The organism is Sphingobium fuliginis (assembly GCF_004152845.1).
GTDB classification, from domain to species: Bacteria; Pseudomonadota; Alphaproteobacteria; order Sphingomonadales; family Sphingomonadaceae; genus Sphingobium; species Sphingobium fuliginis.
The window spans coordinates 165,773-180,412 of the sequence record NZ_SEON01000003.1; the positions used below are offsets into that span (position 1 = coordinate 165,773).

The following is a 14,640-nucleotide window of genomic DNA, read 5'->3' on the forward strand; positions in this document are numbered from 1 at the left end:
GATACCCAAAATGGCTACCAAGGCAGTCACCGACCTCAGCTTCCAGCAGGACGTCATCAACGCGGACAAGCCCGTGCTCGTCGATTTCTGGGCGGAATGGTGCGGTCCGTGCAAGATGATCGGCCCCGCGCTGGAAGAGATTTCGGACGAGCTGGCTGACAAGGTCACCATCGCGAAGATCAATATCGATGAGAATCCCGATGCGCCCGGCCGCTATGGCGTGCGCGGCATTCCGACGATGATCCTCTTCAAAAATGGTGAAGCCGCCGCCACCAAGGTCGGCGCCGCGCCCAAGAGCGCGCTCAAGGGCTGGATCGAAAGCGTTCTTTGATAGCCTTCCCGCAAGGTGCCCCTGCAAAGGCAGGGGCATTTTGCCTCAAGTCAGCGGGATCATGACCGTCCCGGCATAGGCGGGTCTTTCGCGCAGCCTGTCATACCAGTCCCGCACATGGGGCACGTCCGGCCGTTCCATGTCCAGCGTGAAGAAGCTGTGCGCATAGACGCCCATCGGCACGTCCGCGACGCCGAAGCTTTCGCCCGACAGCCAGCGCTGCCCAGCCAGGGCGCGGTCGAGGATCAGCATCGCCTCTCCCGATTGCCGCGCCGACTCAGCCACTGCCTCCATGTCGCGATCTTCCACTTTCCTGCGGACGAGGTTCAGGAAGGCGCCTCGCTGCGCATCGGCAAAGCTGAACTGCCAGTCCATCCATTTGTCGCCCTGGGCCCGTATCGCCGGATCGGTGGGCCACATGCCTTCCGGGGCATGGCGTGCCGCCAGATAGCGCAGGATCGCATTGGATTCCCACAGCACCATGTCGCCGTCCTGGATCGTCGGGACCAGCCGGTTGGGGTTCATCGCGACATAGGCGTCGCTCATCCCGAACTGGCCGCCGACATCGTGCCGGACATAGGGCAGGCCGATTTCACCGGCGAACCAGGCGACCTTCTTCACATTATGCGAGTTCAGGCGTCCCCAGATCGTCAGCATGCCCATCCTTCCCTTCTTCAGCGGAACAACCGGTCCGCCGCCAGATCCCAGAGGCGCGGGGATGAAGCCCCCAGCAGCCCGCGCCGCAAATCGCCCACGACATAAGGCGATCCGTCCAGCCGCTGGCACAGGCCGCCCGCTTCGTTCACGAACAGCGTTCCCGCCGCATGATCCCAGGGCAGGGTGCGGGCAAAGACCGACAGGTCATTCTGTCCCAGCACCAGGCGCGGATATTGCTCGGCGGCGCAGCGGGGAATATCCACCAGCCGGAAAATGGCCTCCGACCGGCGTCTGACGTCGGCGCGCTCCTCCTCCGTCATGAAATAGACGGCAAGCGCCGCGATCGGCAGCGGTTCGCCGCTCTCCCGCGCATAGACCTGCTCCCCGTCGATATGGCTGCCGGCGCCCAATATGGCGTGGCACAGGCGTCCGGTCAGTGGGTCCAATATCCACCCGGCCAGGATCGTTCCTGCGTCCGCCAGCGCGACCATGATGCCGAAGGGCGGCCTTCCGGCGGCGAAATTCCCGGTCCCGTCGATCGGGTCGATGATCCAGTTCAGCCCTTCGCCGGCACGGTCCAATATGGCGGGGTCGGCGGCGCAGGCTTCCTCCCCGATGATGCCGGCTTCCGGCAGGATCGCCGCCAATCCTTCCGCCAGCCGGATTTCGCTTTCCCTGTCCGCGATGGTGACGAAATCGTCGGCCGCCTTCTCGCTGATCTCATGACTGGCGAGGTTGCGGTAGCGCGGCATGACAACGTCCCGCCCCACCTGGCGCATCAGCGCTACGACCGGTTCATGCAATTCCGTCGGCATCAGGGCCGTCCTTTTCTCAACTGCGATAATCCGCGTTGATCGAAATATAGCCATGGGTCAGGTCGCAGGTCCAAACCGTCGCCCGGCCGTCGCCCAGCCCCAGATCGACGCCGATCGCTATGTCCTGCCCCTTGAGATGCGCGGCCACCGGCGCCTCGTCATAGCCCTCGACCGCCAGACCGCCCGACGCCACCTGGGTCGCGCCGAAACGGATGGAAAGCCTGTCGCGATCCGCAGGCTCTCCCGCCTTGCCGATCGCCATGACCACGCGGCCCCAATTGGCGTCCTCGCCCGCAATGGCGGTCTTCACCAGCGGCGAGTTGGCGATGGAAAGGGCGATGCGATGCGCGCTGGCGTCGCTTTCCGCGCCCTCGACGGCGATCTCGACGAATTTCGTCGCGCCTTCCCCGTCGCGCACCACCAGATGCGCAAGCTGGCGGCAGAGATCGTCCAAGGCCGCCGCGAAGGCGTCCGCCCCGGCATCCTCCATGGAGGCGAGCGGCGCATTGCCCGCCTTGCCGGTGGCGAAGGCCAGCACCGTATCGCTGGTGGAGGTGTCGCTGTCGACGGTGATGCAGGAAAAGCTCGTCCGGTTGGCGGCGGACAGCATCTGCTGCAACAGCTTGGGATCGATGGCCGCGTCGGTGAAGATATAGCCCAGCATCGTCGCCATGTCCGGCGCGATCATGCCGGACCCCTTGATGATCCCGACAAGCTCGACCCGCGTGCCGCCGATCATGGCGGAGGCGCGGGCGCCCTTGGCATAGGTGTCGGTCGTGCCGATGGTGGTCGCCGCATCCTCCCAGCCGCAGGGCGCGGCGGCAAAGGCGGCTTCCAGCCCCGCCTCTGCCTTGTCCACCGGCAGCGGAACGCCGATCACCCCTGTGGAGGAGATGAAGACGTCCGACGGCTGGCAGTCCAGATGGTTCGCGACCTTGGCGGCAATCGCCTCCACCGCCGCGCGGCCCCGGTGCCCGGTGAAGGCATTGGCATTGCCGGCATTCACCACCAGAGCCCGTGCGGAACCGAGCGGAATGGCGTCCCGGCACCATTCGACTTCCGGGGAAGGGCATTTGCTCTGCGTCGTGACGCCCGCGACCGCCGTGCCTTCGCTCAGTTCCACATAGGTGAGGTCGCAGCGATCCCAATTCTTGTATCGCGCGCGCGATACGCGAGCCGTGACGCCTGCAACGGGCGGAAGGTCGGGGAAAGCGGCGGGGGCGAGGGGGGAGCGTTCAGTCATGCCCGTCGCTTAGCGCAATATGCCCGCCCGTCAACGGCGAGATGGGCGGATATAGAGCTTTCCGACGCCGTCCGGCATGGCCAGCATCCGGTAGGCGCGCCGCTTCGCATAGGCGATCAGGCTGTCGTCGGGCCGCAGCGGCAGTTTGCGAGTCCCCATTTCATATCCGACCAGGATCGCCTCGGGCGGATCGCGGTCCAGATCGGCCAGGGTCGCCGGTATCATGGCATGGATGCGCCGGGCTTCCGCGCCCTCCATCGTCCATCCCGTCCGGTACACGAAGGGGCCCGGCGCGAACCGCCGGTCGATGTTGAGCCCGCTGTCGACCAGTTGCTGGGGCGAAAGGGTGACGATCTCGTCGTCGCCGGTCAGCCTGCGCACCTGCGCGCCGGCCCAGCGCGCATGGTCGCTCGCCGCCAATATCGGCGATCCATGACCCGCCATGGCGATGACATGGCGGGTCGCCGGCAGCAGCCCCGGCACGGCGGACAGGCAGAGCGATGCGATCAGGACCGGACGGGCGCGACGGGGCCAGGCCCGTGCGTCGTCCAGCATGAAGCCGAGCGCCAGGCCCAGCGGCGGCAGCAACGGCATCACATATTGAAGCTGGGACGGCGTCGGCAGCGCGGCCCCGATCAGTCCGCCGCCGATCATCCAACAGGCAAGGCGCCTTTCGGGCGGACCGGCCCGGCCGCGACTTGCCCATCCATGGGCGATGATGGCTGCCAGGCTGAGCAGCGCCGGCCCCCGCCAAAGATATTTGGCGAGATCCCCGAACTTCTCGCCCCATGACAGTTCGTCGCCCGCGCCATTGGCTGCATACCAGGCAAAGGGGCCGCTTGCCGCAAAGGTGACGACTCCATAGAAAAAGGCGGCCGGCGCAAGGGCGCAGGCGACGAGCATGGGCGCAAGCCCCGCCAGCGCGCCAAGGGCCAGCCAGGCGGCATGGCGCGGACGGGCCAGCAATGCAAAGCCGCCGATCGCCGCCCCCAATGGGATGAAATTGAGCTTGGCGGCGACGGCCAGCCCGAAGAACAGCCCCGCTCCGAACCAATGGCGTCGCCCACCGGCTTGCAGCGCAATCACCGAAAGAAGCATCGCCAATGTGGCCAGCATGGTGGGCAGCATGTCGTTGCGGGTCACGCTCGCGGTGAATTGAAAGGCGGCGGTCGCGGCGATGAAGGCAGTCGCAAGGGCCGCGCTGGCGCGCGATATGCCCGCGCGCCGTTGCGCGAAATGGAGCAGCAGCAGCGTGATCAGGGCGCAGGCTGCCGTGGCAAGCCGCATGGCGACCAGCATCCTGCCCGGGAAACCGAGGGCCAGGGGCGCGAACAGCCAGGCATGAAGCGGCGGTTGCAGGTACAGGAAGTCGCGATAGATCAGCAGGTGCGAGCTGAACCATGCGCCTGCTATATATTGGCTCTCGTCATGATCGAACGGCGTCGCAAGCGCCGTGATCCCGAACCACAGTAAAGCCGCGGCCGTCGCCGCCACAGGCAAGGTCGCGCCGCGCGGTTCCACGCGGGCAGGGCTAGGGATCATCGTCAAATCGCTCTCATTCCTCAGGCTTCGGCACCGGCGCCGTCACTGGACGCCGCGATCCGCCCATATCCTGCTTCCGCCCATGTCCGGCACGGAAAAATCCGCTTGATCGCTCATTATTACGCCCTCGCGACATACCCGCTCTGATTGACTAACGCCCGTGCGCGCCCTAAATCGCCGCGCATGTCCGCGTGCATCGCCCCAAAGGCGTGCGCGTCCCCTTTTGTCAGGAACTTGCATGTTCGGCGCACTCGCCAAGTCTATTTTCGGCTCCTCCAACGACCGCTACGTGAAGTCGCTGGGCAAGACCGTCGAACAGATCGCCTCTTTCGAACCCACCATCTCGGCCATGACGGACGAGGAACTGACGGCGCAGACCCTGCGGTTCCGGGAACGGCTGGCGCAGGGCGAGACGCTGGACGACCTGCTGCCCGAAGCTTTCGCCACGGTGCGCGAGGCCGCCAGGCGGACGCTGGGCCAGCGCCATTATGACGTGCAGATGGTGGGCGGCATCGTGCTTCATCGCGGCGAGATCGCGGAAATGCGCACGGGTGAGGGCAAGACGCTGGTCGCGACGCTCGCCACCTATCTGAACGCGCTGGAGGGCAAGGGCGTCCACGTCGTCACGGTGAACGACTATCTGGCCAGCCGCGACTGCGAATGGATGGGGCAGGTCTATCGCTTCCTGGGCCTTACCACGGGCGTCATCGTGCCGAACCTGTCGGAAGACCAGCGGCGCGAGGCCTATAACGCCGACATCACCTATGCGACGAACAACGAACTCGGCTTCGACTATCTGCGCGACAACATGAAATATGACCGCGCATCGATGGTGCAGCGGCCGTTCAACTTCGCCATCGTCGACGAGGTGGACTCGATCCTGATCGACGAAGCGCGCACGCCGCTGATCATCTCCGGCCCCACCGACGACAAGTCGGAACTCTATGTCGCCGTCGACGCCATCGTGAAGCGGCTGGACGACAGCGACTATGAGAAGGACGAGAAGCAGCGCACCGTCACCCTGACGGAGGACGGCACCGAGAAGATCGAGCGCATGCTGGAGGAGGCCGGGCTGCTGCAAGGCGCCAACCTCTATGATTTCGAGAACACCGCCGTCGTCCATCACGTCAACCAGGCGCTGCGCGCGAACGTCATGTTCCGCCGCGACATCGATTACATCGTCAAGGACGGCAAGGTCATCATCATCGATGAATTCACCGGCCGCATGATGGACGGCCGCCGCTGGTCGGACGGCCTGCACCAGGCGGTGGAAGCCAAGGAAGGCGTGAATATCGAGCCGGAGAACCAGACGCTCGCCTCCATCACCTTCCAGAATTATTTCCGCATGTACCCCAAGCTGGGCGGCATGACGGGCACGGCCGCGACCGAAGCGACCGAATTCTACGAAATCTACAAGATGAACGTCGTCACCATCCCGACCAACCGGCCGGTGCAGCGTGTCGATGAGGAAGACAGCTTCTACAAGAATCTGGAGGACAAGTTCCGCGGCATCGCCAAGACCATCAAGGTCCATGCGGAGCAGGGCCAGCCGGTCCTCGTCGGCACCGTGTCGATCGAAAAGTCGGAAATGCTGTCCGAATTCCTGACGCAGGAGGGGGTGAAGCACGCCGTCCTCAATGCCCGCTTCCATGAGAGCGAAGCGCATATCGTGGCGCAGGCGGGCCGCAAGGGCGCCGTCACCATCGCCACCAACATGGCGGGGCGCGGCACCGACATCAAGCTGGGCGGCAACCTGGAATTCCGCGTCGAGGACGAGCTACGGGACATGCCGGAAGGCCCGGAACGCGAAGCCGCCATCGCCCGCATCGACGCTGAGATCGAGGCGGAGAAGCAGGAAGTGCTCGCCGCCGGCGGCCTGTTCGTGCTGGGTACGGAACGCCATGAAAGCCGCCGCATCGACAATCAGCTTCGCGGCCGCTCAGGCCGTCAGGGCGACCCCGGCCTGTCGCGCTTTTATCTGAGCCTCGACGACGACCTGATGCGCATCTTCGGCCCAGACACGATGTTCGCGAAGATGATCCGCTCCAACCTGGAGGATGGGGAGGCGCTGCCGCCCTCGAAATGGCTCAGCAAGGCGATCGAGACCGCGCAGAAGAAGGTCGAGGCGCGCAACTACGACATCCGCAAGCAGGTCGTCGAATATGACGACGTCATGAACGACCAGCGCAAGGTCATTTACGAGCAGCGCAGCGACATCATGGACGCGGAGACGGTGGACGATGTCGTCACCGACATGCGGCATGAGACGGTCAACGATCTGGTCGGCGCGTCCTGCCCGCCGGGCACCTACCCCGAACAGTGGGACATGGAGCGGCTGAAGGCCCGCACGGCCGAAGTGCTGAACCTGGAACCCGATTTCGACGGCTGGCTGGCTGAGGACCATGTCGATCCGGAAATGATCGAGGAACGGCTGAGGGCCCTGGCCGACGAGGCAGTGGCCGACAAGGTCAAGGAACTCGATCCAGAAAACTGGCACATGATCGAGAAGTCGATCCTGCTCCAGAGCCTCGACCATCACTGGAAGGAGCATCTGTCGACCCTCGACGCGCTCCGCCAGGTCGTCCATCTGCGCGCTTATGCGCAAAAGACTCCGATCAACGAATATAAGCAGGAAGCCTTTGCCCTGTTCGAACGCATGCTGGGCAATATCCGCGAGGATGTGACCGGCTCCATCGCGCGCGTCCAGTTCCGCATGGAGGAGCCGCTGCCGGAATTCGACCTGCCGGTGCTGCCCGACTTCATCACCACCCATATCGACCCCTTTTCGGGCGAGGATAATAGCGGCGACATCGACGGCGGGCAGATCAGCGGAATCACGACCACCCTGCCGCGTCCGCCGGTAGGCGGACAGGGCGGGGAGTTCGCCAATCTGGACATCAGCCGCAATGCGCCATGCCCCTGCGGCTCGGGCCAGAAATACAAGCATTGCCACGGCGCGCTCAGCTAGGCTGTGTGGGCATTCAGCCCATGGCGGGCGGCAAATGGCGGCTTTCTGCTTGGAAGAATGCGACAACAGGAAGCCCGGAGCGGCGCGACCGGCGCCCGATTTGACGCAGCGCGCTCCGGAACAAGCCCGTCGTTTCAACAATGGGCATGCTGAACCGGCTTCAGCAGGACGAAGGGAATAACGCTGGGGCAATCGCGCGATATGGCTGAATGCCGATACAGCCTAATCGCCGGCCCCGTCCCCATGCAGTTTCGCCCATAATTGGGCTGTACCCGCTTCCTGCGCCTTGTTCACATATTGCGCGGCGATCAGCCAACCCTTGATCGGTCGCAACGGAAGCACTGTCGTCAGGATCAGCACCGGGACGCCGACGGCCAGATGCACCCAAAGGCCCGGCCGCGCCAAAATCTCCAGCATGATGATGAAGACCACGCCCGGAACGCAGGCGAATAGCTGCACGAATACGGCCGGCCCGTCCGCCGGATCGGCAAAATCATAATTCAGCCCGCAAATCTCGCAATGATCGCGCACCGTAAGGAAGCCGCGGAAGATATGTCCCTCGCCGCATCGGGGACAACGGCCGAAGGGGCCGGTCTCCATTGGAGAAAGCCGCTTCCAGCGACCTTCCATTTCCGCCGCCGGTTGCATCGTTGATATCCTGTCCGTGTCGCTCATCGTCATGCCATTCTGCCTGTCGCAGAAATGTCGTCATATCCTGCGGATTTTCAATTGGGCTTTTTGCCCCAGGGCAGCCTGCCCCCGCTCACCGAATTGACGCTACGGAAAGCGACACTCTACCTTTGGGTAGATTGCCAAGAACATCTGCACCTGCTAATCCGGGGAGGATTTGGATGCCCGACAGCAAACAAATCGCGCTCCCGGCTTTCCCTTGCCCGGGAGCGCTTTTTTATTTGCAATTCATTGCGACGACAAAAGTTCCCGCAGCCTGATGGCCGATAGACCACGGATAATGAGCATGAAGCCGATCAGGGCTCCCGCTCCATCGCATCATGAAGGACCTGATCGGGACAGGACATGGCAAGCGCCCTGACCTTGTAGCGCAGCGCAAGTTCGCGATGGACCGCAACCTCCTGCGACGAAGCGCGGCGCCTTTCGGCAGCATCGGCTTTCGCGGCTTCTTCTCTTGCGCGCCGGAACATGTAGCGCGCATCGCTATCGGCAGACATCGTCACCTCCGATGATTGTCGACCGCTTCTAGCATGAAGAAAACCGCCGCGCTTTAACGGGGATCAAATTGGATGGCGGACAGGGTGGGATTCGAACCCACGGTGAGCGTGAACCCACGGCGGTTTTCAAGACCGCTGCCTTAAACCACTCGGCCACCTGTCCGTCGCCACGCTTCCGGGAGCGATTTCCAGCCGATCGAACCGGTCGCTGGTCGGGAAATCGCGGAAAACAGCGCAACGATCCGATTCAGTCAGATCGAAACCCGCTCTAGCGAACCCGGCGGCCTTGCCAAGCGTAAAAATGGCGGGAAGGCGGTTTCATCGCCCGAATGGCGCCGTGCGCCATTAAGGGGATTCACGCCACGCCATCCCTGTGCAACAAAAGGGCTTAAGGAGATTCTTCAATGCGTTCGTCGATCATGTCGCTGTTGCTGGGGCTCGCCGCCGTCATGGCGGGCGGTCTGACGGCGGACAGCGTCAACGCGCAGGAGGATGTCGCCTTTCGCGCCTATCTGGAATCGCTCCGCCCGAAGGCGCGGACCATGGGCATCCGGGATACGACGCTGGACAGCGTTTTCCCGGGCCTGACCCCCAATCCCCGCGTGGTTCAGCTCGACCAGAACCAGCCTGGCGGCGGCGCCTACGCCCCCATTCCCAATTTCGAGCCATATCGCCGCCAGCATGTCGACGCGGCGCGCATCGGCCGGGGCCGCACCGCCTATCTCGCCAACCGCGCCCGGCTCGCCCGGATCGAGGCGGAGACCGGCGTGCCGGAGGAGGTCATGGTCGCCATTTACGGCCATGAGACAAATTACGGCGCCTATACCGGCGATTTCGACCTGATCCGCTCACTCGCGACCCTTTCCTATGAGGGGCGCCGCCGGACATTGTTCGAACCGGAACTGCTGGCGACGCTCAAGATGCTGGACAATGGCGTGCCGCGCAGCCGCCTGGTGGGCAGTTGGGCGGGCGCGACCGGTTATCCCCAGTTCCTGCCCAGCGTCTATTTGCGGTTGGGCAAGGACGGCGACGGCGACGGACGGGTCGACATCTGGAACAGCGAAGCCGATGCGCTCGCCTCCATCGCCAATTATTTCGTCCATGCCGGATGGCGGCGCGGCCAGCCGTGGGGCATTGCGGTGTCCGTGCCCGCCGGCCTCGACCGCTCCGGCCTTGCCGCCCGCACCAGCCCCGCCCGCTGCCCGCGCGTGTTCAACCGCCACAGCCGCTGGCTCAGCATGGCCGAATGGCGGCGCATGGGGATCGTGCCCAGCGGGGGCGGCTGGCCCGCCGACCGGGTGATGGCGACGCTGCTGGAACCCGATGGGCCGGGCAAGACGGCTTATCTGCTCACCAGCAACTACCGGGCGATCCTCGACTATAATTGTTCGAATTTCTACGCATTGTCGGTCGGCCTGCTCGCCGACGCGGTGAAGCAATAGAGCGCTTTGCTATTGGTCCTGCCATGGCTAATGAATGCGCTAGGCACTCGAAGAATCCACCAGTCCGAAGGCAATCCTGCATGAAGAAGTCCATCGCCGCCCTCCTGTTCGTCGGGTTGCTCTCCACGCCGCTGACCGCCGCCGCGCCCCCCTATAGCAGCGAAGCGCCGATCGCCTATATGAAGGACCTGTCGTCAGGCGCGGTGCTCTATAACAAGGGTGGCGACACGCGGATGCCGCCTGCCTCCATGGCGAAGATGATGACGGCCCATGTCGCCTTCCGCCTGATCCAGAAGGGCGACCTGAAGCTCGACCAGAAATTCACCGTCCGCCCGGAAACCTGGCAGCAATGGCATGGCCCGCAGGCCGGTTCGACCATGTTCCTGTCGCCGGGCGAGCAGGTGTCGGTGGAAAATCTGCTGCACGGCATCGTCACCCTTTCCGGCAATGATGCCTGCGTCGTGCTGGCGGAGGGCATCGCCGGGACCGAGCAGGCCTTCGTCGCGCTGATGAATCAGGAGGCGAAGCGTCTGGGCCTCAAGAACAGCAATTTCGGCACCAGCAATGGCTGGCCGGACGAAGGCGTCACCTATGTCACCGCCGCCGACCTGGCGACGCTGGCCGAAGCGACGATCGAGGAAACGCCCAACCTCTACAAGAAATTTTACGCCACGCGCAGCTTCACCTGGGGCAAGACGATGGGCGGCGCGGACATCGAGCAGGGCAACCGCAATCCCATATTGGGCAAGGTGGCCGGGGCCGACGGGCTCAAGACCGGGCATACCCAGGAAGCGGGTTTCGGCTTCACCGGATCGGCCGAGCAGGAGGGGCGTCGTCTGGTCATGGTCGTCGCGGGCCTGACCAGCTTCAATCAGCGGATTGCTGAATCCGTGCGCTTCATGGATTGGGGCTTCCGCGCATGGAAGGCGCAGCCGCTGTTCAGGAAGGGTCAGACCGTCGAGACCGCCGAAGTGCAGCTGGGCAGCGCGACCAGCGTGCCGCTGGTGGCGCCGCAGGACATGGCCGTGACCCTGCCTCGCGCCGCATCGTCCAACATCTCGGTCAAGGTCGCCTATACCGGCCCGATCAAGGCGCCCATCGCCAAGGGGCAGAGGATCGCGCAACTGATCGTTTCCACCCCCGATACCCCGCCGCAGATCCTGCCGCTGGTCGCCGGCGAGGATGTCTCCGAAGCCGGCATTTTCGGCCGCCTGTGGAACGGGCTGAAGTCGTTCTTCGGGTGACAGACGCCCGGACGACAGGGGGGCGCTTCATCTCTCTGGAAGGCGGGGAGGGCGCGGGCAAGTCGACCCAGTTGAGCGCGCTTGCCGCGGTCCTGCGCGCGCGCGGCCTGGAAGTGGTGGAAACCCGCGAACCCGGCGGCAGCGAAGGGGCGGAGGCCATTCGCGCCCTCCTGCTGACCGGCGGCGCTGACCGCTGGAGCCCTCGCGCCGAAGCGCTGCTGTTCGCCGCGGCCCGTGCCGATCATGTCGAAAAGACGATCCGCCCGGCGCTGGAGCGCGGCGCATGGGTGCTTTCCGACCGCTTCCTGGACAGCAGCCGGGCCTATCAGGGCATGGGTTCGCTGACCGACGCGGACATATTGGCGCTTCACCGGATCGGCAGCGACGGTTTCCTGCCCGACCGGACGCTCTTCCTCACCCTGGCGGAGGAGGAGGCGAGCGCTCGCGCCCAATCCCGCGATGGGGATGCTGCGGACAGGATCGGTGGGCGTGACAGGGACTTTCACCGGGCCGTCTCGACGGCCTTCCATCGGTTCGCGCAGCAGGAACCGGCGCGCTTCCTGACCGTCGATGCCTCTGGCGAAGCCGAAGCCGTGACGGCAAGGCTGCTGCATGCCTTGCAGGACCTGCTGCCATGACGCCGCTGCTCGGCCATGACGGGCAGGCCCGCACCCTGATCGGCGCGGCGCGAAGCGGCCGCCTGCACCATGGCTGGATATTGGCCGGCCCACGCGGCATCGGCAAGGCAAGCTTCGCCCGCGCCATGGCGCTGCGCCTGCTGGCGGAGGCAGCGGGCCCGGCCATCGCGGCCGACGGGCTGGACGTGCCGCACGACCACCCGATCCGCCGTCTGTTCGAGGCCGACGCCCACCCCGACTATGCGGAGCTTTTCTGCCTGGAAAGGGAAAGCGGCACAGCGCGCAACATCACGGTCGATCAGGTCCGGGGCCTGCAGCGCCTGATCCAGTCGGCTCCCTCCATGTCCTCGCGGCGGATCGTCGTCATCGATAGCGCCGACGATCTGGAGCGCGGCGCGGCCAATGCGCTGCTCAAGAATCTGGAAGAGCCGCCAGCCGACATGCTGTTCCTGCTGGTCAGCCATGCGCCCGGCCGCCTGCTGCCGACCATCCGCTCCCGCTGCCGCACCCTGCGCTTCGACAGCTTGGGCGAGGATGCCATGCGGAGCATCCTGCACAAGGCGGACGCAGGCCTGTCTTCGGACGAACTGACGGCGCTGGTCCGCGCAGGCGAGGGGTCTCCGGGCAAGGCATTGCGCTATGCCGGCCTCAACATAGCGGACATCGAGCATTCGCTGGCGGCGATCGCCGCCGACGGCGACCCCGGCAATCGCCATCGGCTGATCCTGGCCAAGATGCTTTCATCAAAGAGCGCACGGCCCCGTTATGAGGCCTTTCTGGAGCGTGCCCCGGCCTTCATCGCGGCGGCGGCGCGCCAGCGGCAGGGGGACGATCTCGGCAAGGCGCTGGACCATTGGGAAGCCGCCCGTCAGCTTGCAGGCGGAGCCATCATCCTGTCGCTCGAACCGGGGGCGGTGGTTTTCGAACTGGCGGGGCATGTTGCGGCCCTTGCCCGCTGAAAAGCGGCTTTGCGCAAGGGCTAACACCCGCTAGGGAGGGCCCATGTCCAAGCCCTATACCATCACGACCGCCATCAGCTACCCCAATGGCCGCCCGCATATCGGCCACGCCTATGAAGTGATCGCCACCGATGCGATCGCCCGTTTCCAGCGGATGATGGGCCGCGACGTCTTCTTCCAGACCGGCACGGACGAACATGGCCTTAAAATGGCCCAGACCGCCCGCGGCCGGAACATGGAGCCACGCGCGCTTGCTGATGAAATGTCCGGATATTTCAAGGCGATGAACGACGGTCTGAATATCAGCTATGATCGTTTCATCCGCACCAGCGAGCCGGATCACCATCGCGCCAGCCAGGCCATATGGCAGGCGATGGAGGCCAATGGCGACCTCTATCTCGGCCGGTATGAAGGCTGGTATTCGGTGCGCGACGAAGCCTTTTACGACGAAAAGGAACTGACCGAAGGGGAGGGCGGGCAGAAGCTCTCGCCCCAGGGCACGCCGGTGGAATGGACGGTGGAGGAAAGCTGGTTCTTCCGCCTGTCCGCCTATCAGCAGAAGCTGCTGGACCTCTACGCCAGCCAGCCTGACTTCATCCAGCCCGACAGCCGCCGCAATGAGATCATGCGCTTCGTCGAGGGGGGACTGTCCGACCTCAGCGTGTCACGCACCAGCTTCGACTGGGGCGTGAAGGTGCCGGGCAGCGACGGCCATGTCATGTATGTGTGGGTGGACGCGCTCACCAATTACATCACCGGCTGCGGCTATCCCGACGATGCCGAACGCATGGCCCGTTACTGGTCCGAAGGGGGCGACATCACGCATATCATCGGCAAGGATATCGTGCGTTTTCATACCGTTTACTGGCCGGCCTTCCTGATGAGCGCGAGGCTGCCTTTGCCCAAGCAGGTGTTCGGCCACGGCTTCCTCCTCAACCGGGGGGAGAAGATGTCGAAGTCGCTCGGCAATGTGGCCGATCCGATGGAACTGGCGGAGCGCTTCGGCGTGGACCAGCTTCGCTATTTCCTGCTGTCGGAAGTCACCTTCGGCAATGACGGCAGCTACAGCGCGGAGGCGATCGTCGCCCGTTCGAACAGCGACCTCGCCAATAGTTTCGGCAATCTCGCCCAGCGGACACTGAGCTTCATCGCGAAAAATCTCGAAGGCCGTCTGCCTTGGGGCGGTAGTTCTGAAACGCGCGAAGATATCGAACTGCTTTCAACCGTTCGCAGGGAGATCGTTTCGCTGGAGAGCGAATTTGCAAGTCTTGCTCCTTCGGACGGTATTCAATCTTGGATGCGCGCGGTCTTTGCTTGCAACGCCTACATAGATGCGCAAGCGCCTTGGTCGTTGCGCAAGACTGATCCTGCACGCATGGAAGCAGTTCTAGCTGTCCTCTATGTAGCTATAGGAGAACTTGCTGTAGCCATTTTGCCAGTTATCCCGACGAGTGCGAACGCGCTACTTGATCAGTTGGGTATCCCGCCGAATATCCGCAACTATCAGGGTCTCCGCTCTCAGTGGTATCAGGCGCTCGTGGAACAAAGCTTTACGCTCACGCCGCCGAAGCCGCTTTTCCCGCGGCTCGAACTGCCCGTCGAAGAGGCATAGGC

13 protein-coding genes and 1 tRNA gene are annotated in these 14,640 nt (G+C 64.3%); 7 read left to right on the forward strand and 7 right to left on the reverse strand.

The window, feature by feature from the left end; translation table 11 throughout:
• Positions 1-10: 10 nt before the first annotated feature.
• Positions 11-331 carry a thioredoxin TrxA gene (trxA, locus tag EWH10_RS09670; protein WP_044662313.1) on the forward strand — a complete coding sequence of 107 codons (321 nt, stop codon included), beginning with the start codon at positions 11-13 and terminating at the stop codon, positions 329-331.
• A gap of 45 nt (positions 332-376) precedes the next feature.
• On the opposite strand, the gene EWH10_RS09675 is transcribed toward trxA, so the two are convergent.
• From EWH10_RS09675 to EWH10_RS09690, 4 genes are read right to left on the reverse strand one after another with little or no spacing between them, the layout of a single operon-like run.
• Positions 377-988 (reverse strand): glutathione S-transferase family protein, encoded by a 612-nt coding sequence (locus tag EWH10_RS09675; protein WP_044662314.1) that lies wholly within the window; start codon positions 986-988, stop codon positions 377-379.
• A gap of 17 nt (positions 989-1,005) precedes the next feature.
• Positions 1,006-1,803, reverse strand: coding sequence for an inositol monophosphatase family protein (locus EWH10_RS09680; protein WP_044662315.1), 798 nt, complete (start codon positions 1,801-1,803; stop codon positions 1,006-1,008).
• 16 nt (positions 1,804-1,819) lie between these two features.
• Positions 1,820-3,046 carry a bifunctional glutamate N-acetyltransferase/amino-acid acetyltransferase ArgJ gene (gene argJ, locus EWH10_RS09685; protein ID WP_044662316.1) on the reverse strand — a complete coding sequence of 409 codons (1,227 nt, stop codon included), beginning with the start codon at positions 3,044-3,046 and terminating at the stop codon, positions 1,820-1,822.
• 30 nt (positions 3,047-3,076) lie between these two features.
• Positions 3,077-4,588: an ArnT family glycosyltransferase gene (locus EWH10_RS09690; protein ID WP_065846827.1), complete on the reverse strand. Its 1,512-nt coding sequence runs from the start codon at positions 4,586-4,588 to the stop codon at positions 3,077-3,079.
• A 238-nt stretch (positions 4,589-4,826) separates the two neighbouring features.
• Between EWH10_RS09690 and secA the strand changes: the two genes are divergently transcribed.
• Entirely contained in the window at positions 4,827-7,556 is a 2,730-nt protein-coding gene (gene secA, locus EWH10_RS09695) for a preprotein translocase subunit SecA (RefSeq protein ID WP_044662318.1), read from the forward strand.
• 222 nt (positions 7,557-7,778) lie between these two features.
• Here the strand turns inward: secA and EWH10_RS09700 are convergent, their stop codons facing one another.
• From EWH10_RS09700 to EWH10_RS09710, 3 genes are all read right to left on the reverse strand, one after another.
• Complete coding sequence (locus tag EWH10_RS09700) at positions 7,779-8,204, reverse strand: DUF983 domain-containing protein (RefSeq protein ID WP_044662319.1); 426 nt, start codon at positions 8,202-8,204, stop codon at positions 7,779-7,781.
• Positions 8,205-8,542: 338 nt separating this feature from the next.
• A complete protein-coding gene (locus tag EWH10_RS09705; RefSeq protein WP_044662320.1) occupies positions 8,543-8,743 on the reverse strand; it encodes a hypothetical protein in 201 nt (66 codons plus the stop codon).
• Positions 8,744-8,816: 73 nt separating this feature from the next.
• Positions 8,817-8,906 (reverse strand) — tRNA-Ser (locus tag EWH10_RS09710).
• Positions 8,907-9,147: 241 nt separating this feature from the next.
• Between EWH10_RS09710 and EWH10_RS09715 the strand changes: the two genes are divergently transcribed.
• The 5 genes from EWH10_RS09715 (at position 9,148) to metG (ending at position 14,638) form a co-directional block, all read left to right on the forward strand.
• Positions 9,148-10,185, forward strand: a complete 1,038-nt coding sequence (locus tag EWH10_RS09715) for a lytic murein transglycosylase (RefSeq protein ID WP_044662321.1) — start codon at positions 9,148-9,150, stop codon at positions 10,183-10,185.
• A gap of 80 nt (positions 10,186-10,265) precedes the next feature.
• Positions 10,266-11,429, forward strand: a complete 1,164-nt coding sequence (locus EWH10_RS09720; protein ID WP_044662322.1) for a D-alanyl-D-alanine carboxypeptidase family protein — start codon at positions 10,266-10,268, stop codon at positions 11,427-11,429.
• Positions 11,426-12,067: a dTMP kinase gene (gene tmk / locus EWH10_RS09725; protein WP_044662323.1), complete on the forward strand. Its 642-nt coding sequence runs from the start codon at positions 11,426-11,428 to the stop codon at positions 12,065-12,067. Before EWH10_RS09720 ends, tmk begins: the two co-directional genes overlap by 4 nt.
• Positions 12,064-13,026, forward strand: coding sequence for an AAA family ATPase (locus EWH10_RS09730; RefSeq protein ID WP_044662324.1), 963 nt, complete (start codon positions 12,064-12,066; stop codon positions 13,024-13,026). Before tmk ends, EWH10_RS09730 begins: the two co-directional genes overlap by 4 nt.
• Before the next feature lie 43 nt (positions 13,027-13,069).
• The gene (metG, locus tag EWH10_RS09735) at positions 13,070-14,638 is read left to right on the forward strand and encodes a methionine--tRNA ligase (protein ID WP_044662325.1); all 1,569 of its coding nucleotides are present in this window, start codon (positions 13,070-13,072) and stop codon (positions 14,636-14,638) included.
• The last annotated feature ends 2 nt before the right edge of the window (positions 14,639-14,640 follow it).

Coding starts and splice junctions, on each gene's coding strand:
- EWH10_RS09690 (WP_065846827.1), bottom strand. CDS start 4,588: ATGATCCCTAGCCCTGCCCGCGTGGAACCGCGCGGCGCGACCTTGCCT.
- argJ (WP_044662316.1), bottom strand. CDS start 3,046: ATGACTGAACGCTCCCCCCTCGCCCCCGCCGCTTTCCCCGACCTTCCG.
- secA (WP_044662318.1), top strand. CDS start 4,827: ATGTTCGGCGCACTCGCCAAGTCTATTTTCGGCTCCTCCAACGACCGC.
- EWH10_RS09730 (WP_044662324.1), top strand. CDS start 12,064: ATGACGCCGCTGCTCGGCCATGACGGGCAGGCCCGCACCCTGATCGGC.
- EWH10_RS09705 (WP_044662320.1), bottom strand. CDS start 8,743: ATGTCTGCCGATAGCGATGCGCGCTACATGTTCCGGCGCGCAAGAGAA.
- trxA (WP_044662313.1), top strand. CDS start 11: ATGGCTACCAAGGCAGTCACCGACCTCAGCTTCCAGCAGGACGTCATC.
- EWH10_RS09675 (WP_044662314.1), bottom strand. CDS start 988: ATGCTGACGATCTGGGGACGCCTGAACTCGCATAATGTGAAGAAGGTC.
- EWH10_RS09715 (WP_044662321.1), top strand. CDS start 9,148: ATGCGTTCGTCGATCATGTCGCTGTTGCTGGGGCTCGCCGCCGTCATG.
- EWH10_RS09680 (WP_044662315.1), bottom strand. CDS start 1,803: ATGCCGACGGAATTGCATGAACCGGTCGTAGCGCTGATGCGCCAGGTG.
- EWH10_RS09700 (WP_044662319.1), bottom strand. CDS start 8,204: ATGCAACCGGCGGCGGAAATGGAAGGTCGCTGGAAGCGGCTTTCTCCA.
- metG (WP_044662325.1), top strand. CDS start 13,070: ATGTCCAAGCCCTATACCATCACGACCGCCATCAGCTACCCCAATGGC.
- EWH10_RS09720 (WP_044662322.1), top strand. CDS start 10,266: ATGAAGAAGTCCATCGCCGCCCTCCTGTTCGTCGGGTTGCTCTCCACG.